This is a genomic window from Pseudomonas sp. IPO3747, from assembly GCF_013385245.1.
GTDB lineage: Bacteria > Pseudomonadota > Gammaproteobacteria > Pseudomonadales > Pseudomonadaceae > Aquipseudomonas > Aquipseudomonas edaphica.
The window spans coordinates 17,928-39,783 of sequence record NZ_JACAQL010000003.1; the positions used below are offsets into that span (position 1 = coordinate 17,928).

At 60.9% G+C, this 21,856-nt stretch carries 19 protein-coding genes; 5 read left to right on the forward strand and 14 right to left on the reverse strand.

Going from position 1 to position 21,856, the window contains the following annotated elements; genetic code table 11:
* Nucleotides 1–235: 235 nt before the first annotated feature.
* Both HX790_RS06555 and HX790_RS06560 read left to right on the forward strand, forming a co-directional pair.
* Nucleotides 236–1,882 (forward strand): MFS transporter, encoded by a 1,647-nt coding sequence (locus HX790_RS06555; protein ID WP_017136435.1) that lies wholly within the window; start codon nucleotides 236–238, stop codon nucleotides 1,880–1,882.
* Nucleotides 1,879–3,027 (forward strand): HlyD family secretion protein, encoded by a 1,149-nt coding sequence (locus HX790_RS06560; protein ID WP_017136436.1) that lies wholly within the window; start codon nucleotides 1,879–1,881, stop codon nucleotides 3,025–3,027. The genes HX790_RS06555 and HX790_RS06560 overlap by 4 nt, the downstream gene beginning before the upstream one ends.
* A 121-nt stretch (nucleotides 3,028–3,148) precedes the next feature.
* On the opposite strand, the gene HX790_RS06565 is transcribed toward HX790_RS06560, so the two are convergent.
* The 11 genes from HX790_RS06565 to HX790_RS29735 all read right to left on the reverse strand — a co-directional run bounded on the left by HX790_RS06565 (nucleotide 3,149) and on the right by HX790_RS29735 (nucleotide 12,980).
* Nucleotides 3,149–4,006: an aldose 1-epimerase gene (locus HX790_RS06565; protein WP_176991373.1), complete on the reverse strand. Its 858-nt coding sequence runs from the start codon at nucleotides 4,004–4,006 to the stop codon at nucleotides 3,149–3,151.
* Complete coding sequence (locus HX790_RS06570) at nucleotides 4,006–5,286, reverse strand: TRAP transporter large permease (RefSeq protein WP_138453486.1); 1,281 nt, start codon at nucleotides 5,284–5,286, stop codon at nucleotides 4,006–4,008. Before HX790_RS06570 ends, HX790_RS06565 begins: the two co-directional genes overlap by 1 nt.
* Nucleotides 5,286–5,813, reverse strand: a complete 528-nt coding sequence (locus HX790_RS06575) for a TRAP transporter small permease (RefSeq protein WP_176991374.1) — start codon at nucleotides 5,811–5,813, stop codon at nucleotides 5,286–5,288. Before HX790_RS06575 ends, HX790_RS06570 begins: the two co-directional genes overlap by 1 nt.
* Before the next feature lie 64 nt (nucleotides 5,814–5,877).
* Complete coding sequence (locus tag HX790_RS06580; protein WP_138453485.1) at nucleotides 5,878–6,840, reverse strand: TRAP transporter substrate-binding protein; 963 nt, start codon at nucleotides 6,838–6,840, stop codon at nucleotides 5,878–5,880.
* A 51-nt stretch (nucleotides 6,841–6,891) separates the two neighbouring features.
* Nucleotides 6,892–7,767 carry an SMP-30/gluconolactonase/LRE family protein gene (locus HX790_RS06585; protein WP_176991375.1) on the reverse strand — a complete coding sequence of 292 codons (876 nt, stop codon included), beginning with the start codon at nucleotides 7,765–7,767 and terminating at the stop codon, nucleotides 6,892–6,894.
* A gap of 30 nt (nucleotides 7,768–7,797) precedes the next feature.
* Entirely contained in the window at nucleotides 7,798–8,616 is an 819-nt protein-coding gene (locus HX790_RS06590) for an NAD(P)-dependent oxidoreductase (RefSeq protein WP_176991376.1), read from the reverse strand.
* A gap of 231 nt (nucleotides 8,617–8,847) precedes the next feature.
* On the reverse strand, nucleotides 8,848–10,110 hold the full coding sequence (locus HX790_RS06595; protein ID WP_026013644.1) for an OprD family porin: 1,263 nt from the start codon (nucleotides 10,108–10,110) through the stop codon (nucleotides 8,848–8,850).
* 243 nt (nucleotides 10,111–10,353) lie between these two features.
* Nucleotides 10,354–11,211 (reverse strand): copper homeostasis membrane protein CopD, encoded by an 858-nt coding sequence (gene copD, locus HX790_RS06600; RefSeq protein ID WP_176991377.1) that lies wholly within the window; start codon nucleotides 11,209–11,211, stop codon nucleotides 10,354–10,356.
* A 3-nt stretch (nucleotides 11,212–11,214) separates the two neighbouring features.
* Nucleotides 11,215–11,580, reverse strand: coding sequence for a copper homeostasis periplasmic binding protein CopC (copC, locus tag HX790_RS06605; protein ID WP_099550007.1), 366 nt, complete (start codon nucleotides 11,578–11,580; stop codon nucleotides 11,215–11,217).
* Entirely contained in the window at nucleotides 11,574–12,041 is a 468-nt protein-coding gene (locus HX790_RS06610; protein ID WP_017136446.1) for a GNAT family N-acetyltransferase, read from the reverse strand. The genes copC and HX790_RS06610 overlap by 7 nt, the downstream gene beginning before the upstream one ends.
* Nucleotides 12,042–12,116: 75 nt before the next feature.
* The gene (locus HX790_RS29735; RefSeq protein ID WP_017136447.1) at nucleotides 12,117–12,980 is read right to left on the reverse strand and encodes a GGDEF domain-containing protein; all 864 of its coding nucleotides are present in this window, start codon (nucleotides 12,978–12,980) and stop codon (nucleotides 12,117–12,119) included.
* 188 nt (nucleotides 12,981–13,168) lie between these two features.
* Between HX790_RS29735 and HX790_RS06620 the strand changes: the two genes are divergently transcribed.
* A complete protein-coding gene (locus tag HX790_RS06620; protein WP_017136448.1) occupies nucleotides 13,169–13,789 on the forward strand; it encodes a TetR/AcrR family transcriptional regulator in 621 nt (206 codons plus the stop codon).
* 123 nt (nucleotides 13,790–13,912) lie between these two features.
* Here HX790_RS06620 and preA read toward each other — a convergent pair whose 3' ends face one another.
* The 3 genes from preA to hydA all read right to left on the reverse strand — a co-directional run bounded on the left by preA (nucleotide 13,913) and on the right by hydA (nucleotide 18,139).
* On the reverse strand, nucleotides 13,913–15,187 hold the full coding sequence (gene preA / locus HX790_RS06625; protein WP_017136449.1) for an NAD-dependent dihydropyrimidine dehydrogenase subunit PreA: 1,275 nt from the start codon (nucleotides 15,185–15,187) through the stop codon (nucleotides 13,913–13,915).
* Nucleotides 15,187–16,554 carry an NAD(P)-dependent oxidoreductase gene (locus tag HX790_RS06630; RefSeq protein ID WP_176991378.1) on the reverse strand — a complete coding sequence of 456 codons (1,368 nt, stop codon included), beginning with the start codon at nucleotides 16,552–16,554 and terminating at the stop codon, nucleotides 15,187–15,189. The genes preA and HX790_RS06630 overlap by 1 nt, the downstream gene beginning before the upstream one ends.
* Nucleotides 16,555–16,699: 145 nt before the next feature.
* A complete protein-coding gene (hydA, locus tag HX790_RS06635; protein ID WP_170040748.1) occupies nucleotides 16,700–18,139 on the reverse strand; it encodes a dihydropyrimidinase in 1,440 nt (479 codons plus the stop codon).
* 593 nt (nucleotides 18,140–18,732) lie between these two features.
* Between hydA and HX790_RS06640 the strand changes: the two genes are divergently transcribed.
* Together HX790_RS06640 and HX790_RS06645 are read left to right on the forward strand one after the other, a co-directional pair.
* Nucleotides 18,733–20,220: an NCS1 family nucleobase:cation symporter-1 gene (locus HX790_RS06640; protein ID WP_017136452.1), complete on the forward strand. Its 1,488-nt coding sequence runs from the start codon at nucleotides 18,733–18,735 to the stop codon at nucleotides 20,218–20,220.
* Nucleotides 20,221–20,408: 188 nt separating this feature from the next.
* Nucleotides 20,409–21,692, forward strand: coding sequence for a Zn-dependent hydrolase (locus tag HX790_RS06645; RefSeq protein WP_176991379.1), 1,284 nt, complete (start codon nucleotides 20,409–20,411; stop codon nucleotides 21,690–21,692).
* The last annotated feature ends 164 nt before the right edge of the window (nucleotides 21,693–21,856 follow it).

Consider the following 21,856-nt stretch of genomic DNA (forward strand, 5'->3'; position numbering starts at 1 on the left):
GCCGGAGCAACAGCAACAGCAGAGCCATACTCGGTCTAATGTGGGAGCTGGCTTGCCTGCGATGGCATCAACTCGGTGTACCTGACACACCGAGGTGTCTGTATCGCAGGCAAGCCCGCCCCCACAGTTTTGACCGTGCCCGCACGAGACATGGCAAGATGAACGCCTCTCAGGTTTACTGGTCCCTGAGTAACGGATTTACCGACCTTGCACGTCGGCTCATCAAGGTCATGCGATGGATAAATACACCCCCCACACTTGGCAACCCCACGAGCGGCCGAGCCTGCCCGGCTCGCCGTCGACGCCGCTGCACCCTACGCACAAGCGTTGGCTGTTTGCGTTGGTCGGGATCCTGGTGGCAATTACCGGCGGGCTCGGCAATGCCCTGGTGATTGCCAACCTGCAATATCTGCAAGGCGCACTGGGCGCCACCACCGCAGAAATGGCCTGGCTGCCGGCCGCCTATGTGATGACCAACGTGTGCATGAACCTGCTGCTGGTGAAGTTTCGTCAGCAGTTCGGCCTGCGCGCGTTTACCGAGGTGTTCCTGGTGCTGTATGCGCTGGTGACCTTCGGCCATTTGTTCGTCAACGACTTGAGTTCGGCGATTGCAGTACGGGCAGCTCACGGTATGGTCGGTGCGGCGCTGAGTTCGTTGGGCTTGTACTACATGATCCAGGCGTTCCCGGCCAAGTGGCGGCTCAAAGCCTTGGTGCTGGGCTTGGGCACCGCGCAGTTGGCGCTGCCACTGGCGCGATTGTTCTCTGAAGACTTGCTGCAAATTGCCGAATGGCGCGGGCTGTACCTGTTCGAGCTGGGCATGGCGCTGATCTGCCTGGGCTGTGTGTTCATGCTCAAACTGCCGCCCGGCGACCGTTTTAAAACCTTTGAAAAACTCGACTTCCTCACCTTTGCCATCCTTGCCAGCGGCGTGGCGTTGCTCTGTGCGGTGCTGTCGTTGGGGCGTATCGACTGGTGGCTGGAAGCGCCCTGGATCGGCGTGGCCTCGGCCTGTTCGCTGGTGCTGATCATGGCCGGCCTGGCCATTGAGCATAACCGCGCCAACCCGATGTTGATGACGCGTTGGCTCGGCAGCGGGGCGATGATTCGCCTGGCGCTGGCGGTGGTGCTGATTCGCATGGTGCTGTCCGAGCAGTCCACCGGTGCGGTGGGCTTTATGCAGATGCTGAACATGAGCTACCAGCAGATGCACACCCTCTACGTGGTGATGCTGGCCGGGGCGATTGCCGGGCTGGTGGTCAGCGCGCTGACGATCAACCCGGCGCACCTGCTGATGCCGTTGATCATCTCCCTGGCGTTGATGGCCACAGGCTCCGTGATGGACAGTTTCTCCAGCAACCTGACCCGCCCGCAAAACCTGTATATCAGCCAGTTCCTGCTAGGCTTTGGCGGCACCTTCTTCCTGGGGCCAACCATGGTGCTGGGCACAAAAAACGTATTGACCAACCCGCGCAACCTGGTGAGCTTCTCGGTGATGTTCGGCATCTGCCAGAACCTCGGCGGCCTGATTGGCGCGGCGTTGCTGGGTACGTTCCAGATCGTGCGCGAGAAATACCACTCCAGCATGATCGTCGAACACCTGACCCTGCTGGACCCACGCGTGGCGGCACGGGTGCAGAGCGGCGGCTCGGCCTATGGCGGCGTAATCGCCGACCCGGAACTGCGCAACCTCATGGGCATTCGCAGCCTGGCCACGGCGGCCACGCGTGAGGCGAATGTGATGGCCTACAACGACGTATTCATGCTGATCGCGATCATCGCGATCCTCACCATGCTCTGGATCTTCACCCGCAGCCTGTGGCTGATGAGTACCACCAAAGCAGCAGCCCCTCCCGTTCAACCCAGCGGCGTTACTTCATGACCGAAACCACCACCACGACCACGACCAACGCCATCGCCTCCACTCCGGAAGGCACGCCACCACCGGGCTCGACCGTCACGGAGCCGCGCTCGCTGCGAGTGCGCATCATCTCATCGCTGGGTTTTGCCGCGATTGCCATCGTCGGTGTGTTGATCGTGCTGTATGCCTGGCAATTGCCACCCTTCAGCAGTGCGGTGGAAACCACCGAGAACGCCCTGGTGCGCGGCCAAGTGACGATTATCGGCCCTCAATTGAGTGGCTACGTGTATGAAGTGCCGGTGCAGGACTTCCAGTACGTCAAGGCCGGCGACCTGCTGGTGCGCCTGGATGACCGCATCTACAAGCAGCGTCTTGACCAGGCGCTGGCGCAATTGGCAGTGCAGAAAGCCTCCTTGGCCAATGTGGTGCAGCAGCGCAACAGCGCCGAAGCCACCATCAAACTGCGCCAGGCCGCGCTGGTGGACAGCCAGGCCCAGGCGCGCAAAAGCACCGCCGACTTGCGCCGCAATGAAGAGTTGATCAGCGATGGTTCAGTGTCCAAGCGCGAGTTGGACGTGACCCGCGCCGCGAATGCGCAGACCGTCGCGGCGGTGGCTCAGGCCCAGGCCAACCTGGAAATCGCCCGTCAGGACCTGCAAACCGTGATCGTCAATCGTGGTTCCCTCGAAGCGGCGGTGGCCAGTGCCGATGCGGCCGTGGAGCTGGCGCGTATCGACCTGTCCAACACCCGCATCATTGCGCCGCGTGACGGCCAGTTGGGGCAGATCGGTGTGCGCCTGGGCGCCTACGTCAACTCCGGCGCGCAGTTGATGGCGCTGGTGCCGCCGCAGTTGTGGGTGATCGCCAACATGAAAGAAACCCAGATGGACAATGTGCAGGTCGGCCAGCCGGTGACGTTCACCGTGGACGCGCTCAACCACCGCAAGTTTCACGGCACGGTGCAGCATATTTCCCCGGCGACCGGCTCGGAGTTCAGCCTGTTGCAGGCGGATAACGCCACCGGCAACTTTGTGAAGATCGCGCAGCGGGTGCCGGTGCGGATTACGGTGGACCCGGATCAGGCCGAGAGCGAGCGCCTGCGGCCGGGGTTGTCGGTGGTGGTGAGTATCGACACGGCGGGTCGCCTGAAAAACAGCCCGCCTTGACACCATGCGGATCAAAAATGTGGGAGCTGGCTTGCCTGCGATAGCGGTTTGTCAGGTCCAGGTGTGCAGGCTGACACACCGCCATCGCGGGCGAGCCCGGCTCCCACAGGGTTTTGTGGGGTTACAAAGGTTGGTATTTCAGGGTGAAATTGAGGTGAGTTGACTGGCCGTTTTCCAGCAGCTTCAGGCCGGGCCTGCCCGGCAGGTGATGCGCATTCACCGGATGACTCACCGGCTCGATGCAAAAGAACCCCAACCCCGGCGGGCAGAACAGCAGGAAGTAATCGGCGCCGCTGGCCTGGCATTCCAGTGCATAGCCCAGCTCCGGCTGTTCGATGCGGCAACGCCCGTCCCACTGGCAAAACCCATTGTCCACCAGGCCTTGCGGCAGCCCCTTGAGCTGAGTGAAATCCCATTCGGCCGGCACCGGCGCCAGCCCGGTTGGCAGCTTGGACGCATCGCTCATCCACACCTGATCGGCCTTGGCCTGCAACCGCGTGCCGGGCCTTCGTGGCAAATACGGATGCAATCCCAAGCCATGCCACGCGGCTTTTTCGGCCAGATGCGTTACGCGCAACTCGATACTCAGTTCGCCGCCACGTAAGCGAAACCGCTGCTCGGCGCGATAGGCAAACGGCGTGTCGCACACCACCTCCAGCACCACTTCATCCGCCGTCTGGCTTACCACCTGCCACGCCTGTTGCCAGGCCGAACCGTGAATCGGCAGCGGGTCGAGCGGGCTGTTGGGCGTGAGTGCCAGCCAGCCGCTGGGGTTGTCGAAACCGCCGTGGGCAACTCGATTGGACCATGGCGCCAGCGGGTAACACGCCAGCTTGCCCGGCAGCCCAGTGTTCAGCGCAGCTTCGTCGCTATGGCGCAACAGCGGCTGCCCGGTCGCGCGCACCGTCCAGTTGACGAGGCTGCCACCCACGGCCGGGGCGAGGGTGAGATGGGTCAGGCTGTCTTCCAGTTCAATCATCAGAGCACCAGCCCGGGAAGCCACAGGGACAACGCGGGAATGTAAGTCACTGCCATCAATATCAGGAACAGTACCGCATAAAACGGCAGCAGCGCCGCCACGGTTTTCTCGATACTGACCTTGCCCACCGCCGCACCCACAAACAGCACCGCACCCACGGGTGGAGTGATCAGGCCGATCCCGAGGTTCACCAGCATGATCATGCCGAAGTGCACCGGGTCCACGCCAATACCGAGGATCACCGGCAGCAGAATCGGGGTGAGGATCAAGATCAGCGGCGCCATGTCCATCACCGTGCCGAGCAACAGCAGCATCACGTTGATGCACATCAGGATCACGTAGCGGTTGTCCGACAGGGTCAGGAACAGCGTGGTGATTTTTGCCGGGATCTGCATCAGGGTCATGATGTAGCCGAAGCTGGCGGCGAAGGCGATCAGGATCATCACAATGGAAATGGTGCGCACCGTGCGGTGCATCAGCTTGGGCAGCTCACGCCATTTGTAGTCGCGATAGATGAACATGGTCACGAAAAATGCCCACAGCACGGCAATCGCGGCCGACTCGGTGGCAGTGAAAATGCCCGAGAGGATGCCACCCAGGATGATCACCATGGCCATCAAGCCCCAGAGCGCGTCGGCGCAGATCTTCAGCGCTTGTTTAAGCGGGATGACCTCGCCCTTGGGGTAGTTGCGCTTTTTCGCGAAGATCAGGCACAGCACCATCAGGCATGCACTCATCAGCAGCCCCGGCACCACGCCGGCCATGAACAACGAGGCAATCGAGACCGTGCCGCCGGCCGCCAGGGAGTAGAGCACCGAGTTATGGCTGGGCGGCGTCAGCAAGGCTTGCACCGAGCCGCTGACAGTGACGGCGGTAGAGAACTCACGCGGGTAGCCACGGCGCTCCATTTCCGGGATCAACACCGAACCGACCGAGGCGGTATCGGCCACCGACGAGCCGGAAATCGCGCCAAAAAACGTCGACGCCACGATGTTCACCAACGACAGGCCGCCGCGCACAAACCCCACCAGCACCCCGGCAAATGCAACCAGTCGCCGCGACATGCCGCCTTCGGCCATGATCGCCCCGGCCAGTACAAAGAACGGAATCGCCATCAGCGAAAACTTGTTCACCCCGCCCGCAACCTGAATCATCAAGGCCTGGAACGGGATGTCGATCCACCACGCGCCGATCAGCGCCGACAGCCCGAGGGCGTAGGCCACCGGCATGCCGATCAGGATCAAGGCGATAAAACTGCCCAGCAGCATCAATGCGTCCATCAGGCAGCCCCTTCGTTTTCTTCAACCAGATCAAAGCGCACCACGCGGCGCTGGCTCTGGTCACCGAGCAAGAGTTTTTCCAGCACGAACACCAGCGTCAGCAGCCCGCCGATCGGGATTGGCATATAGGTCATGCCCACGCGCAGGGTGGGGATCGCACTCATGAACTGGTTCCAGGTGGACAGGCACAGCTTGCTGCCCCAGACGGTCATGAACAGGCAGATGGTGGCCATCAGCAGTTGCGTGATAACGCCGACGATTTGCCGTTGGCGCGCTGGCAGGCGGTCGGTGACCACGGCCACCGACATATGCGCGCCGGCACGGTAACTGGCGGCGGCGCCGATAAAGGTGAACACCAGCATCAGCAGGATGGCGGTGGGCTCCGGCCAGCTTGCGCCGGTGCCGAGGATGTAGCGGGCGAAGATGCCCCAAGGAATGATCAGCGCGACCCCGAGGACCGAGAGGCCGGCGACCCAGATGCAGGTCATGTAAATGCGGTCGTTGATGCGCAGCACTAAATTCTTCATGGCGTTCACCGTAACCGGGCGCGTCGATGCCGACCGCGCCGGGCCTGACTGAAGGGAAGGGTGATTACTCGACTGCGTCGATGCGCTTGATGATGTCGGCGTAAGCCGCACCGTACTTGGCGCGAACCGCTGCGGTGGCGTCATAGAAGGGTTTTTTGTCGACGCTGATGAACTCGACGCCGGCAGCCTTGAGCCTGGTTTCGCTGCTGGCGGACTTGGCGTCCCACAGCGCGCGCTCATCGGCCTGGGCGACCTTGGCGGCTTTTTTCACCAGGTCTTGCTGGGCGGGCGTGAGTTTGTTCCAGGTGATTTTTGACATCACGATGGGTTCGGGCAGGATCAAGTGTTCGGTGAGCGTGTAGTACTTGGCGTTCTGGAAGTGATTGTGTTCGAGCAAGGTGGGCGGGTTGTTTTCCGCGCCGTCGATGACGCCGGTCTGCAAGGCGCTGAAGATTTCGCCGGTGTCCATGGCAATACCGTTGGCGCCCATCGCGTTGAAGGCTTCGATGAAGATCGGGTTGCCCTGTACACGAATTTTCATGCCCTTGAGGTCTTCGATCTTGCGCACCGGCTTCTTGGTGTAGAGGTTGCGCGTGCCACCGTCCATCCAGGCCAGGGCCACCAGGCCGAACTCGGAGTCGGTGATCTTGGCGAGGATTTCATCGCCGATCTCGCCGTCGATGATTTTGCGCATATGCGCCTGGTCGCGGAACACGAATGGTAAGTTGAACACGTTCACGTCCGGCACCACTGGCCCGACGATGCCGAGGCTGACGCGGGTCATCTGCACCGCACCGACCTGGGCCTGTTCTACCACTTCTTTTTCGGAACCCAGGACACCGCCCGGGAAGTATTTGAAGGTCAGTTCGCCGTTACTTGCCTGAGTCAGGGCCTTGCCCATGTTCTGTTCAGCGACGACGGTGGGGTAGCCGGCGGGATGGATGTCGGCGAATTTGATTTCCAGCGCGTGGGCGGCGGTACTGAGGGTAAAAAATGCAGCGGCGAGCAAAGTGCGTTTGAAGTCCATGGGGTGTCACTCCTGTCTTATTGTTGTTGTATTCAAGGCACATCGATGCAGCTAGAGGGTGAACGTGGGCTCCGGCAATCCGCTGACGCCGGGGTTGAGGGCAAACACGCCGCCGGCGACCGACTGCTCACTGTGGTCATCACGAATCGAGGTGACGAACAAGGTGTCCAGCCGGCTGCCGCCGAAGGCGCACATGGTGGGTTTTTTGACCGGCACGCTGAGGGAGCGGTCCAGACGGCCATCCGGGGTGAAGCGGTGAACCAGCCCCGCGTCGTTGGCGCAGATCCAGTAGCAACCCTCGGCGTCGACTGCCGCGCCATCGGGGCGCCCGAGGAATTGATGCATGTCGATAAATACGCGGCGGTTGGATGGCGTGCCGGTGTCGATGTCGTAATCGAACGCCCAGACCTGCTGCACCAGCGGGTGTGAATCCGAGGCGTACATCGTGCGGCCGTCAGGGCTGAAGGCCAAGCCATTGAGGGTGATGAACCCGTTCAGTTGCGCATGCGGCGCGGCGCCTGACGCATAGCGGTACAGGGTGCCTTCGGCCGCATTCAAGCCCATGTTCAGCACCATGCTGCCAGCCCAGAAACGGCCCTGGCGATCGCAGCGGCCATCGTTGAGGCGCATGTCCGGGCGTGGGTGCTCGATGCTCGCCAGAGGCGTGGTGTCGAGGCTGCCGTCGTTATGTGGGGTGAGTTGGAAAAACCCGCTTTCCATGCCCGCGAGCCAATTGCCCGCGTCGGTGCGGGCAATACAGGCGAGCATCTGCGGGGCTTTCCAGGCGGCGACGTGGCCGGTGGCGGCGTCCCAGCGTTGCAGGCCACCGTTGGGGATGTCCACCCAGTACAGCGCGTTTTCCTGCGGCAGCCACACCGGGCATTCACCCACGGCATTGCGGGCGTCGACGATCAGTTCAGCGGTCATGGCAACTCATTCCCTTGGGTTGATGTACGTTCAGTCACCAAACGGCCCCGCCGCGCAGAACGCGCCGCCCTGGTAGACCGCGGCCGGGTCATCGGCGGCCACTGGCGGCTGGGTTTCGACCTTGGTGCGGAACACCTCGGAGCTGTCCTTGGGCACAAAACCCAGGTGCGCGGCGTAGCGGTTGTCCCACCAGGTGTCGAGGTTATCCGACATGCCGTAGACCACGGTGTGGCCGACATTGGGCGTGTACAGCGCGCGCTCGAGCAGTTGGGTCAGGTCATCGAAACTCAACCAGGTGTGCATCATCCGGCGGTTCTGGGGTTCCGGGAACGAGGAGCCGATGCGGATGCTCACGGTCTCGATGCCGTAGCGGTCGAAGTAGAAGCTGGCCATGTCTTCGCCATAGGATTTGGATAAGCCGTAGTAGCTGTCCGGGCGACGTGGGGAGTGGGCGTCGATCTGTTCGTCTTGCTTGTAAAAGCCGATCACATGGTTGGAGCTGGCGAAGATCACGCGTTTCACGCCATGGCGGCGGGCGGCTTCGTAGATATGGAAAACACCGCTGATGTTTGCGCCCAGCACTTCTTCGAAAGAGCGCTCCACCGACACACCGCCGAAGTGCAGGATGGCATCGACGCCTTCCACCAGTTGGCGCACAGCCTGTTTGTCGGCCAGGTCACAGGGTTGCACTTCTTCGAACTCACCGGCCGCCGGGGCCATGTTGGCGATGTCCGACAGGCGCAATACCTGGGCATAAGGGCGCATGCGTTCGCGCAAGACTTTGCCCAGGCCGCCGGCGGCGCCGGTGAGCAGCAGGCGGTTGAAGGGGACAGGCGTGGTGGTGGTCATGGGAATTCCATTGTTGTTGTAGGTTGTCGTATGACTTGGTGGAAGTATCGTTTTGGACTCCCTGGGTTGTCAACGCCCTTGCAGGCAAGTGATGCTCAAAAGGTGGGAGCTGGCTTGCCTGCGATTGCGGTCGGCTAACTGACATTTCTTTTGCTGATCCTGCGCTATCGCAGGCAAGCCAGCTCCCACACAAGCGGGCTGCTACAAATGTCAGTGCCTGCAGGGAGCGCGTTACAGCAACGAGATCGGGTAGCTGACAAAGATCCGATTCTCATCAAACTCGTTGTTGCTGAAATCCCGACGCATGGTCGAGTTGCGCCAGCGCACATTCAAATCCTTCAGTGTGCCGCTCTGCACCGTGTAGGCCAGCTCCGACTCGCGGCCCCATTCCTTGCCGTCGGTGATGGCGCCAGTGTGTACGTTATTGCCGCTGATATACCGGTTCATCATGGTCAGCCCCGGAATGCCGAGTACCACGAAGTTGAAGTCATGGCGTATCTGCCAGGATTTTTCCTTGGCATTGTCGTAGCTGGCGTTGTAGCTATCGTTGGCCAGGGTGCCGCCGCTGGTGCCGTTGACCCTCATCCACAGGCTGTCGCCGGTGAGTTTTTGCAGGCCGACATAGAAGGCGTTGCCTTTGTATTTGGCCGAGAGCAGGGCGGAATAGGTTTTGTTATCGAGGTTGCCGGCCAGGGCGCTGCCGTCCTCCTTGCCATTGAAGAACCCCAGGTTGGCGCCAAACGTCCAGTCGCCGACCGGCTGGCTGTGGGTCAGGTTCAGGTATTGCTGCTGGTAGATGTCGGTGAGTTCGGCGTACCACACGCCGACCTGGGTGCGTTTGTCGTTGAAGGTGTATTCGCCGCCGCCGAAGTTGAAACGGTCCGAGGTGAACGCGGCTTTGCCGTTCATGAACATGTCTTCCATGCTCCCATCGTTGCGTGGGCTATTGCCGCGAAATTGCCCGCCGTAGAGCGTCAGCCCGGCGATTTCATTGGAGGTTACCTGGCCGCCACGAAAGGTCTGCGGCAAGGAGCGGCCGTCGTCCGAGCGCAGTATCGGCAGTACCGGCATCCATTCGCCAACTTTCAGTTCGGTTTTGGACAGCCGGGTTTTCAGTGCCACGCCCAGGCGTCCGAAATTGTCGGCAGGGCGGCCATCTCTGTCGAGCGGCAACAGTTGGGTGCCGCCGGTGCCTTTACCGCCATCGAGCTTCTGAGAATACAGGCCGAGTACGTCAATCCCGAAGCCCACAGTGCCTTGGGTAAAGCCGGATTTGGCGTCGAGAATGAAGTTCTGCGTCCATTCTTCGGCCTTGGCCTGTGGGTACGTGGGGTTGGTGAAATTGCGATTGAAGTAGGCATTGCGCAGGTTGAGCGTGGCTTTGGCATCGTCGATAAAACCTTCTGCCTGGGCGCTGAGGGGCAGGGCGAGTGCCAGGCTGCTGAGGCTGATAAGACCGAGACGCGAGGAGGAATTGCGGGCGAATTGAGGCACAGTGAAGCTCCCTTCCATTTTGTTGTTTTTATTATTTGTTATACGTTGTCGTACAACATTGCGAGGGATATTTGCGAGGTTTTCGGGGGCTGTCAAGCAGAAGTTATACGATGACCAAGTGCGCATCGATGAAAAGCGGGCACGGTCCATGTGGGAGCTGGCTTGCCTGCGATGGCATCGACGCGGTGTAACTGTGGGGCCGCGGTGTCTGCATCGCAGGCAAGCCAGCTCCCACAGAGATCTTCAGCCGGCCATCACCATGGGCGGCAAGGTACCCAGCAGGGACACCGCGGCTACTGCTGAAATACCCAGCACCCATTCGAGCATCACACTGGCTTTCAAACTGCCCACTCGCTCCTCACAGCGCTCGATACGCAACCGGTTTAACAGCGCCAGCGCTAACATACCCAGCACCAGCAGCACCTTGATCAACAGAATCAGCGCAAACCCGTTAAACAGCGGCGTGGGCCACAGCTGCCCGGTCAGCACGCGAACATTGATCAAACCCGTTACCAGCAAACCGGCAACCAGGCCATAACCCACGCCGCTGAAGCGCTTGAGGATCGGCTCCAGCGCAGGCTTTGGCGACAGCCGCAGAATCAGCACCAGCAGCAACAACCCGCCCAGCCAGGCGCCGACGCACACCAGGTGCACCACTTGATTGAGGATCAGCAATTGGCCGCTCAGCCCATTGAGCATGGCGCCATGGCCGACCGGTGCCAGCGTCGCCAGCTGCAGTGCGGTCAACGGCAGGCGCAAGGCCGGCCGGGGTTTGAGCAACACCACTACCAGCAGCAGGTTCAGCAACAGATGCCAGACCCACACCTGGCCGAAAAAGGTTTTGCCCAGCACCAACTGCACGGTGGCCGGTTGCAGCGCCGCGTCCCAGCTGCCCGCCATGCTGGCGGTGATCAACAGCAGCCAGGCCACGCCGGAGAACAACCCCAGCCAGGCCAGGGCGCGGGTGATGCGCAGCAGTTGCCGGTCGAGTGCCGGTTGCACTTCGTTGCCCAGCAGCCAGGGCCTGAAGGCACAGGCCCCGAACATCAACAGCACGACGATGAAATGCACGAAGCGGCACAGCACCAGCAGGGTTGCCATGGGTTATTGGCCGACCTTGAAGCTGTATTCACCGTTGCTCTTGTGGGTGTCGACCGAGACGGCGTTCCACACCACTTTGTAGTTGCCGGCGGCCAGCGGCGCGGCGGGTGTGACCACCAGGGTTTTCTTGTCGGCGTCCGGGGTTTCCAGGCCTTTGATGGCGAGTTCGGTGCCGTCTTTGCTCAGGGACACTTTGGTGAAGGTGGCCTCGACGCCTTCGCTGAAGGTCAGGCGCAGGTCGGCGGGCGCAGCAACCGTGCTGTCTGCCGCCGGTGTCGAACTTTTGAGATGGGCGTGGGCAAATGCCGCAGAGGCGCCCAGCAGGGAAGCGAGCAGGGTGACAGTGGTGAGGGCTTTCTTGATCAGCATTGTTCAGTACCTTCAAGTGAGTGAGTCGGTAATGCCATGTGCAACAAGGGAAAGGGTTTGCCTTCGCCATCCAGCGGCGAGCGCGCGACCTGGATAAAACCATAATGCAGATAGAAACCCACGGCCTGCGGGTTTTGTTCGTTGACGTCCACGGTCAGCGTGTCATGACGGGCGCGGGCGTGGTCGAGCAATTGGCGGCCGACGCCCTGGCCGCGGCGCTCGGGGTCGATAAACAGCATTTCGACGTTATGCCCGCCAGTGCCGATAAAACCGGCGATACCGTGGTGGTCTTCATACACCCACACGTCGAGGGCCGGCATTGGCAGGTAGGCGTCGCGCACCAGCGGCAGCAAACGCTGGATGTCGTCCTCGGGGAGGAAGTCATGGGTGGCTCGCACCGAGCGCTCCCACAGTGCGCCCAGCACCGGGTCGTCGGCAGCCACGCGAGGTCGAATAGTCATTGCAATGATCCTTCAAGTGGACCGCGATCCTAACCAATCCGTTTTTGGCGGGAAAGGTTCGCGTAGGAAGTTTCATCACTCGGCGGCCAACCGCAGCCTTTTTATGCGGTACATATCGCTGTCTGCGTGGCTGAGCAGGGTATCGGCGTCTGCACCGTCGGCCGGATAAAACGCCACGCCCACACTGCACGACGGCATCTTGACCGGGCCAAACTCAGCGCCCAGCGGCTCGGCCATGGCCGCGAGAATTTGCGCGACTTTGGCGCTAACCGTTTCGTGTGACTGCACATCGGTCAGCAACACCGTGAATTCGTCGCCGCCCATGCGCGCCACCAGGTCGCTGTCACGCACGCAACGTTCCAGCCGCCGTGCAATCACGCAGAGCACGCGATCGCCCACCGCGTGGCCATGCACATCGTTGATGCCCTTGAAGTCATTGACGTCCAGAAACAGCAACGCCAGCCGGGTGTTATGACGCTGTGCGGTGTGCAGGGCCGACGCCAGGCCATCGTTGAACAACGAGCGGTTGGTGAGCGCCGTCAGCGGGTCATGGTGGGCGAGGAAACGCAGTTCCTCCTCGGCCTGGGTGAGCGCCGTCACGTCGCGCGCCACGCCGATGCGCGCGCCGACTTCTTCGGACCAGAACGCCGCCCACAGGATGTGCACCACGCTGCCATCCTTGCGCAGATAACGGTTGCGAAAATCCACATGGGGCCGGCCATTCATCACCCGCACAATCGAGGCCCGGGTGCGTGCCAGGTCTTCGGGGTGCATGTAGTCGGTAATGGGCGTGCCGGTCAGTTCATCGGCGCGGTAACCGAGCAGGGCTTCGCAGGCATCGCTGACAAACACGATCAGGTTGTCACTGTCGACCACGAAGACCGTGTCCAGCATCAGGTGGATCAATTTTGGGTAGAGGGCGTGCAGGTCAACGGCCATAGGTCAGGGGTGTCCGGTTCAGATGCGCCGATCATAGCTCGATCACGCAGGCTGACGCCTTGGAATACTGCGGGCTTTGAAGCGCTGGCGCCGATCTGGCGATCAATGGCGTGTAGCCTAATGAGGCGGTTCATGATGTGATGGTTGAAAATGAATTGTATTTAAAAGTGACTGGGGCTCCATCATCCATGGGCAATCACAAGATCGGTATCCGGCGCAGCAACGTCGAGAAAATCCTGCTGGCGGCAGAGAAAGTCTTTGCCGAGAAGGGCTATGGCAGCACCGCCATGGCCGATATTGCCGAAGAAGTGCAACTGCCGCGCTCCAACCTGCATTACTACTTCAGCACCAAAAGCGAGCTGTACAGCGCCGTGCTGTTCGACCTGCTGGACCTGTGGAAGCAGGACGCCCTGAGCTTTGAAACCTTCGATGACCCGCGCGTGGTGCTCAGCAGTTACATCCGCGCCAAGATGCAGCGCTCACGCACGCGGCCGCATGGTTCGAAAGTCTGGGCGAATGAAATCATCCACGGCGCGCCGACCCTCGGTGAGGCGCTGGACGAAAGCCTGTACGACTGGGCCAAGATGAAGGAGGCGAAAATTCGTCAGTGGGTGGAAGACAAACGCATCCTGCCGGTGGAGCCGTCGAGCCTGCTGTATATGATTTGGGCCTCGACCCAGCACTATGCGGACTTTGATCACCAGGTGAAGATCTTGAATGATCACCAGCCGTTGTCGGACAGGCAGTTCGAGAAGGCAATCCAGACGGTGACCAGTGTGATTTTGCGTGGGATTGGCTTGGAGCCTTGATGATCGTTCCCACGCTCTGCGTGGGAATGCCTCACTGGACGCTCTGCGTCCGCTCTTGGGACGCGGAGCGTCCCTGGCTGCATTCCCACGCGGAGCGTGGGAACGATCATTTCAAAAGGTAACTTACACAGCCTCGCGGTAAGGGTTACGCGGATCCTGCGTCCAGTTCAAAAACGGCTTGCCCGTTTCTATCGGCACCATCTCGATGCAATCGGCCACCGGGCAAGTGATCTGGCACAAATTGCAGCCAACACACTCATCATCGATCACCTCGTATTTGTGCGTGCCGTCCGCCTGCTTCAAGCTGGCAATCGCCTGGTGTGACGTGTCCTCGCAGGCAATATGGCAACGCCCGCAGCCGATACACGCCTCCTGATCGATCTTGGCAATTACCTGATAGTTGATGTCCAGGTACTTCCAATCCGTGGTATTGCCCACCGCCCGCCCGGAAAACGCCTGCAGGCTGGCGTAACCCTGGCTGTCCATCCACCGCGACAGCCCGTCCTTCATCTCTTCCACAATCCGAAACCCATGCAGCATCGCCGCCGTGCACACCTGCACCGCGCCACAGCCCAGTGCGACAAATTCCGCCGCGTCACGCCAGTTGCCAATGCCACCGATGCCGCAGATCGGCAGGCCCTGGGTCTGTGGGTCGCGGGCGATTTCAGCCACCATGTTCAACGCAATCGGCTTGACCGCCGAGCCGCAATAACCGCCATGGGTACTTTGCGTGCCGACCACCGGCAGGGCGACCATGCGTTCCAGGTCCACACTGGTGATGGAGTTGATGGTGTTGATCAGCGACACCGCATCCGCACCGCCGCGATACGCCGCGCGTGCCGCCACGCGGATGTCGGTGATGTTCGGCGTGAGCTTGACGATCACCGGCAGCGAGCAGTAGGTCTTGCACCAGCGCGTCACCTGTTCTACATACTCCGGCACCTGGCCGACCGCTGCGCCCATGCCACGCTCGGGCATGCCGTGGGGGCAGCCGAAGTTCAGCTCGATGCCATCGCAACCGGTGGCCTCCACCAACGGCAGGATATTTTTCCAGGATTCTTCAACACACGGCACCATCAGCGACACGATCAGGGCGCGGTCGGGCCAATCCTTTTTCACCTGGGTGATTTCCTTGAGATTGATCTCCAGGGAGCGGTCGGTGATCAACTCGATATTGTTGATGCCCAGTACCTCGCGGTTGGCGCCATAGTGCGCCGAGTAACGGGAAGATACGTTGACCGCCGCCGGGTCTTCACCGAGGGTTTTCCACACCACGCCGCCCCAGCCGGCTTCGAAGGCGCGGACCACGTTGTAGGCCTTGTCGGTGGGCGGCGCGGAGGCCAGCCAGAACGGGTTGGGGGCTTTGATACCGGCAAATACAATCGAGAGATCGGCCATTACGCAGCCTCCACGTTCAGCATGAGTTGGGCGTGCATGGCTTCGGCGGCCAGCTTGCCGTGTTGCACCGCCTGCACGGTGAGGTCCTGGCCGAGGCTGACGCAATCGCCACCGGCATAGACGCCTGGGATACTGGTTTGCAGCTGCTCGTCGACGAAGATGCGTTCGCCCACGCGGTGCAGTTGCTGAGCCAACGGGTCGTGCAGCGCCTCGTTGTCAAAAACCTGGCCGATGGCTTTGAAGATCGCGTCGCAGGCCAGTTCAAAGGTCTCGCCAGTGGGGAGCAGGCGACCGTTCTCCATGTGCGTGCGCAAAAAACGCATGCCGCGCACACGGCCTTGATCATCCAGCAACACTTCATCCGGTTGAGCCCAGGTCAGCAGCCGTACCTGATTGGCCTTGGCAATCTCTTGTTCATGGTGAGTGGCGCCCATGTCGGCCAAGCCACGGCGGTACACCAGGTTGACATCGCGGGCGCCCAGGCGGGCCATTTGCACGGCCATGTCGATGGCGGTATTGCCGGCGCCGAGCACGATGCAGCGGTCGGCCAAGGGCAGTTGGCTCAAGTCATCGGCCTGGCGCAGTTCGCGGATATAGTCGGTGGCGGCGAGCAGGCCGGGCGCGTCTTCATGGGGCAAGCCCAGCTGTTTGCTGGCGGCAAGGCCGAGGCCCAAGAATACCGAATCGAATTGCTGATGCAGTTCGCTCAATGTCAGGTTGCCACCCAGGCGCTGGCCGTGGCGGATCTCGATGCCGCCGATCTGCAGGAGGAAATCCAGCTCCTTCTGGGCGAAGTCATCCACCAGCTTGTATTTGGCGATCCCGTATTCGTTCAGGCCGCCAGCTTTTTCCCGTGCTTCGAAAATCACCACGTCATGGCCATGCAGGGCCGCGCGGTGTGCGCAAGCCAGGCCCGCAGGCCCGGCGCCGACCACGGCGATGCGTTTGCCGGTCGGTGCAGCGCGCTGGAACGGGTGTTCGCGAAAGTGCGCGTTGTCGATGGCGTAGCGCTGCAACAGGCCGATCAGCACCGGCGCGCATTCTTCGGCGTTATTACGCACGCAGGCTTGCTGGCACAGAATCTCGGTGGGGCACACGCGGGCGCAGCTGCCGCCGAGGATATTGGCCGAGAGGATTTTCTGCGCGGCGCCCTGCACGTTCTCGGTGTGGATATTGCGGATGAACGACGGGATGTCGATTTCGCTGGGGCACGCATTCACGCAAGGCGCATCGTAGCAATACAGGCATCGCGAGGCTTCCAGTTGCGCCTGGCGGGCGTTGAGGGGCGGCGCCAGGTCGGTGAAGTGGCTGGCGAGTGTCGGCCCATCTTCATGGGGATGGGGGAGGTGGGTCAGGGTCTGGATCACGGTTTTGGCCTCACGGTTTTTTTGGGATTGCCTCTGGCGGGCATTTTTTTTGCCTGTACCGGCCTCATCGCAGGCAAGCCAGCTCCCACATTTGAATGTGTTCGCACATCAACATGTGGGAGCTGGCTTGCCTGCGATAGCGGTCTCAGCGCTTTACAGCAGTGGGCCTGGAATGCTCAGCCCGCTTGCTCAACTGCTCAAACACCGCCGGGTACGCCGGCCGTTCCACATACCGCCCGGCACCGCGCTCGGCGCGCAAATCACCATCGGCCCATACCAGCTTGCCCTGGCTGATGGTGTGGCTCGGCACGCCGCGCACGGTCTTGCCTTCGAAGATGTTGAAGTCGACTTTCTGATGGTGGGTCTTGGCCGAAATCGTGCGCGTGCCCTCGGGGTCCCACAGCACCAGGTCTGCATCGGCACCCACGCGGATCGCGCCTTTGCGCGGGTAGAGATTGAAGATCTTCGCGGTGTTGGTCGACGTCAGCGCGACGAACTCCTGCATCGACAACCGCCCGGTGTTCACGCCCTCGTGCCACAGCAGTGCCATGCGGTCTTCGATACCGGCGGTGCCGTTGGGGATCTTGCTGAAGTCATCACGGCCGGCAGCTTTTTGCTCGGCGCAGAAGCAGCAGTGGTCGGTGGCGGTGGTGTGCAGGTTGCCGGACTGCAAGCCGTGCCAGAGTGCTTCCTGATGCCCACGCGGGCGGAACGGCGGGCTCATCACGTAACCGGCGGCGGTTTGCCAGTCGGGGTGCTGGTACACGCTGTCATCCAGCAGCAAGTGCCCGGCGAGCACTTCGCCGTAGACCGGCTGGCCTTTGCCACGGGCGTAGGTGATCTCATCCAGTGCTTCCTGGGTTGACACATGCACCAGGTACAACGGCGTGCCGATGGTCTCGGCGATGCGAATGGCGCGGCTGGCTGCTTCGCCTTCCACTTGGGAAGGACGCGACAGTGGATGCGCTTCCGGCCCGGTAATGCCCTGGGCCATCAACTTGCGTTGCAGGTGATACACCAGCTCACCGTTCTCTGCGTGCACCGTCGGCACCGCGCCCAGTTCCAGGCAGCGTTCGAAGCTGGCGACCAAGGTGTCATCCGCCGCCATGATTGCGTTCTTGTAGGCCATGAAGTGCTTGAAGCTGTTGATGCCATGGTGGCTGACCAACTCGGCCATCTCCTCGCGCACCTGCTCGCTCCACCAGGTGATCGCCACGTGAAAACCGTAGTCGGAGGCGGATTTTTCCGCCCAGCCGCGCCACTGGTGAAAAGCCTCCATCAGCGATTGCTGCGGGTTGGGAATCACGAAGTCGATGATCGAGGTGGTGCCACCTGCCAGACCCGCCGCCGTGCCACTGAAAAAGTCTTCACTGGCCACAGTGCCCATGAAGGGCAGTTGCATGTGCGTATGCGGGTCGATGCCACCGGGCATCAAGTATTGGCCGCTGCCATCGAGTGTTTCAGTGCCGGCGGGCACCTCCAGATTAGTGCCAATAGCGCGAATTAGACCGCCTGCGCATAACACATCGGCGCGGTAACTTTCATCATGGGTAATAACGGTGGCGCCACGGATCAACAGCGACATGTCGAGTTCCTCACAGGCTTGACCGGCTTGTGCCAGTTCTAAGTGTTGTAATGCTGCTTGCCGATGCAGGGTTTAATCCTGTCATCGGTGACAGGAATAGAAACTAGCCCGAGTTTTTCGAATGGGCAAGAAGATTTTTTATAAGCATATATCGTTATTAATTTATTGATTTATAAGGATAAAAACTAAAAATCACCAAAATGTAGCGTCCCTTCACCATTTTGACGCACTTGACAGGTTCTTGAATTGAGCAACATTTCTTATTGCAAATCAGGCGCTTGAGACATGCCGCTTGACGGCGTGGGTAAATAAAAATAATTGTGTTGCACCAGATTGAGTCCTGACAGTTCGGGCAACTTTCGCATTATTTAGCCTGAGTAAGGCGACAAGTACCCAGGGCACAATCGGAAAGCTGATAAACATCAGCGAGTTATATAAGCGGTGCGGGTTCAGATGCGGTTGTCGGCACGGATTTTGAGTGCAGTGGCGGCTGGCCGAGCCCGTGATGTCATGTTGTTTACGAGGTACTCCGGCCATCCGGCGCCACGCGCTGGATGAGCAACAATAATTTTAAAAAAAACCGTGGAGCGGCCATGCAACAGAACAGATCGCAAGTCATTGAACGCAACGGCCTGTACGAACTCGACGCCGGCCCCGACGTCCTCGACAGCCCGCGCTACAACCACGACATGGCACCGACCAAGGTGCATGAACGCACCTGGAACAAGTGGCACATCACTGCGCTGTGGGTCGGTATGTCGATCTGCGTGCCGACCTACACCCTGGGCGGGGTGCTCACCGCCTATTTCGGGCTGTCGGTGGGCGAGGCGCTGATCGCGATTTTGCTCGCCAACATCGTGGTGCTGATCCCTCTGACCCTTAACGCCTTCCCGGGTACCAAGTACGGCATTCCGTTTCCGGTGCTGTTGCGTTCGTCCTTCGGCATCCTCGGCTCCAACGTGCCGTGCCTGATTCGCGCGCTGGTGGCCTGTGGCTGGTTTGGCATCCAGACGATGTTCGGCGGGCTTGCGATTCATCTGTTCCTGGGCTCGATTTTCGAAGGCTGGAAGTCCCTTGGTGGCACCGGTGAAGTGATCGGCTTCATGATTTTCTGGACCCTGAACCTGTGGGTGGTGCTGCGCGGCGCCGAGTCGATCAAGCGCCTGGAAACCTTGTCGGCGCCGCTGCTGGTGGCGGTGGGAATAGGCTTGCTGGTGTGGGCGATGCCGAATGTGTCGCTGAGTGAACTGATGGCGATTCCACCCAAGCGCCCCGAAGGCGCAAGCCTCACCGGTTACTTCATGGCCGGGCTGACAGCCATGGTCGGGTTCTGGGCCACCTTGTCGCTGAACATTCCCGACTTCAGCCGCTACGCCAAAAGCCAGAAGGACCAGATTCTCGGGCAGATTTTCGGCCTGCCGCTGACCATGTTCCTGTTCGCCGCCCTCGGCGTGATCATGACCGCGGCGTCGGTGAAGCTGGTGGGCGTCAGCGTCTCCGATCCCGTCACCCTGATCGGGCACATTCAGAGTCCGGTGTGGGTGGCTATCGCCATGGCGCTGATCATCATCGCCACCTTGTCCACCAACACCGCCGCGAACATCGTCTCGCCCACCAACGACTTCCAGAACATCGCGCCCAAGCTGATCAACCGCACCACGGCGGTGATTCTTACCGGCCTGGTCGGGCTCGCGTTGATGGCCCACGAACTGCTGAAAAAACTCGGGCTGATCGTCTCGAATGTGAGCCTGGAAACCGTGTATTCCAACTGGTTGCTGGGCTACTCCAGCCTGCTCGGCCCGATCGCCGGGATCATGGTGGTGGACTATTTCATCACGCGCAAACAGCAGTTGGACCTGGCCGGTTTGTACCGCGATGACGTGTACCCGGCGTGGAACTGGAGCGGCTTTGTTGCCTTCGGCGTGCCGGTGGTGCTGACCTTGCTGTCGCTGAGCAGTGATGTGTTCAGCTGGTTTTACAGCTACGGCTGGTTCACCGGCTCGGCGTTGGGTGGGGTGCTGTATTACGGCCTGAATGCCAAGCGTGGCATCAGACCGGTCGCCGCCAAATCACCTGTGTAAATGCGGTCACTGTGGGAGCTGGCTTGTCGAGTCGTCGCACCGCTGCGATTGCATCACCACGGTTCGGCGGGAATACCGAGTCGCCTGTATCGCAGGCAAGCCAGCTCCCACACAAGCCAGCTCCCACACAAGCTCGGTTCACATTGGATCGAGTTAAATCATAAGAAACACAGCCTGAGGAGATCCCCATGAACGCTGCCCTGGACGTTCTGCAATCGACCCATCAGCACATCAACCGCGACCGCCTGTGGCAGTCGCTGATGGACCTGGCCAAACTTGGCGCCACGCCCAAGGGCGGTGTTTGTCGTCTGGCCCTTACCGATCTCGACCGCAAGGCCCGCGACCTGTTTGTGCAGTGGTGTGAAGACGCGGGTTGCACCGTGACCATCGATGGCATCGGCAATATTTTCGCCCGGCGCCCTGGCCGCAATCCCAACCTTCCACCGGTGATGACCGGCAGCCATATCGACACCCAGCCTACGGGCGGCAAGTTCGACGGCTGCTTCGGCGTGCTGGCGGGCGTGGAAGTGCTGCGCACCCTCAATGACCTCAAGATCGAAACCGAAGCGCCGCTGGAAGTGGTGGTGTGGACCAACGAAGAAGGCTCACGCTTCCCGCCGTGCATGATGGGCTCGGGCGTGTTTGCCGAGAAATTCACTTTGGCCGATACCTTGGCCAAGGTTGATGTGGATGGCGTCAGCGTGGGCGATGCGTTGAATGCGATTGGCTATGCGGGCACGCGTGCTGTCAGTGGCCACAAGGTGGGCGCGTATTTCGAAGCGCATATCGAGCAAGGCCCGATTCTGGAGGACGAGAAGAAAACCATCGGCGTGGTGCTGGGGGCATTGGGGCAGAAGTGGTTCGACCTGAAACTGCGCGGTGTTGAGGCGCATGCGGGGCCGACGCCGATGCACCTGCGCAAGGATGCTTTGGTGGGTGCGGCCGCCGTGGTGGCGGCGGTGAATGCCGCGGCGTTGGGGTATCAACCGCATGCGTGCGGCACTGTCGGTTGCCTGCAAGCCTATCCAGGTTCACGCAATGTGATCCCCGGTGAAGTGCGCATGACGTTGGACTTCCGTCACCTGGAACCGGCGCGGCTGGATTCGATGATTGCGCAGGTGCGCAAGGTGATCGATGAGACCTGTGCCAAGCATGGGCTGACGTTCGAGCTGGAACCCACTGCTGACTTCCCGCCGTTGTACTTCGACAAAGGCTGCGTGGACGCGGTGCGCGATGCGGCGAACGGGTTGGGTTTGTCGAACATGGATATCGTCAGCGGGGCAGGGCACGACGCGATCTTTGTCGCTGAACTGGGCCCGGCGGGGATGATCTTCGTGCCATGTGAAGGAGGTATCAGCCATAACGAAATCGAGAATGCCGCGCCGGATGATTTGGCGGCAGGGTGTGCCGTCTTGCTGCGGGCGATGCTGGCCGCGTCGGCGGCGATTGCCAGTGGGAAGCTTGCTGCCTGATAGGGGGCTATCGCAGTACAGGTATCTAAGCAACTTCTGTTGAATACAAAGTCTGTGGCAAGCGGGCTGTTGTGGCGAGCAGGCTTGCCCTGCGTTGGGCTGCGCAGCAGCCCCAAAAAACAGACGCAGAGTTGCAGATCGTTCCCACGCTCTGCGTGGGAATG

Bases quoted from the DNA above. Each gene is read 5' to 3' on its own strand.
- HX790_RS06555 (WP_017136435.1), top strand. From the start codon at position 236: ATGGATAAATACACCCCCCACACTTGGCAACCCCACGAGCGGCCGAGC.
- HX790_RS06560 (WP_017136436.1), top strand. From the start codon at position 1,879: ATGACCGAAACCACCACCACGACCACGACCAACGCCATCGCCTCCACT.
- HX790_RS06565 (WP_176991373.1), bottom strand. From the start codon at position 4,006: ATGATTGAACTGGAAGACAGCCTGACCCATCTCACCCTCGCCCCGGCC.
- HX790_RS06570 (WP_138453486.1), bottom strand. From the start codon at position 5,286: ATGGACGCATTGATGCTGCTGGGCAGTTTTATCGCCTTGATCCTGATC.
- HX790_RS06575 (WP_176991374.1), bottom strand. From the start codon at position 5,813: ATGAAGAATTTAGTGCTGCGCATCAACGACCGCATTTACATGACCTGC.
- HX790_RS06580 (WP_138453485.1), bottom strand. From the start codon at position 6,840: ATGGACTTCAAACGCACTTTGCTCGCCGCTGCATTTTTTACCCTCAGT.
- HX790_RS06585 (WP_176991375.1), bottom strand. From the start codon at position 7,767: ATGACCGCTGAACTGATCGTCGACGCCCGCAATGCCGTGGGTGAATGC.
- HX790_RS06590 (WP_176991376.1), bottom strand. From the start codon at position 8,616: ATGACCACCACCACGCCTGTCCCCTTCAACCGCCTGCTGCTCACCGGC.
- copD (WP_176991377.1), bottom strand. From the start codon at position 11,211: ATGGCAACCCTGCTGGTGCTGTGCCGCTTCGTGCATTTCATCGTCGTG.
- copC (WP_099550007.1), bottom strand. From the start codon at position 11,580: ATGCTGATCAAGAAAGCCCTCACCACTGTCACCCTGCTCGCTTCCCTG.
- HX790_RS06610 (WP_017136446.1), bottom strand. From the start codon at position 12,041: ATGACTATTCGACCTCGCGTGGCTGCCGACGACCCGGTGCTGGGCGCA.
- HX790_RS29735 (WP_017136447.1), bottom strand. From the start codon at position 12,980: ATGGCCGTTGACCTGCACGCCCTCTACCCAAAATTGATCCACCTGATG.
- HX790_RS06620 (WP_017136448.1), top strand. From the start codon at position 13,169: ATGGGCAATCACAAGATCGGTATCCGGCGCAGCAACGTCGAGAAAATC.
- preA (WP_017136449.1), bottom strand. From the start codon at position 15,187: ATGGCCGATCTCTCGATTGTATTTGCCGGTATCAAAGCCCCCAACCCG.
- hydA (WP_170040748.1), bottom strand. From the start codon at position 18,139: ATGTCGCTGTTGATCCGTGGCGCCACCGTTATTACCCATGATGAAAGT.
- HX790_RS06640 (WP_017136452.1), top strand. From the start codon at position 18,733: ATGCAACAGAACAGATCGCAAGTCATTGAACGCAACGGCCTGTACGAA.
- HX790_RS06645 (WP_176991379.1), top strand. From the start codon at position 20,409: ATGAACGCTGCCCTGGACGTTCTGCAATCGACCCATCAGCACATCAAC.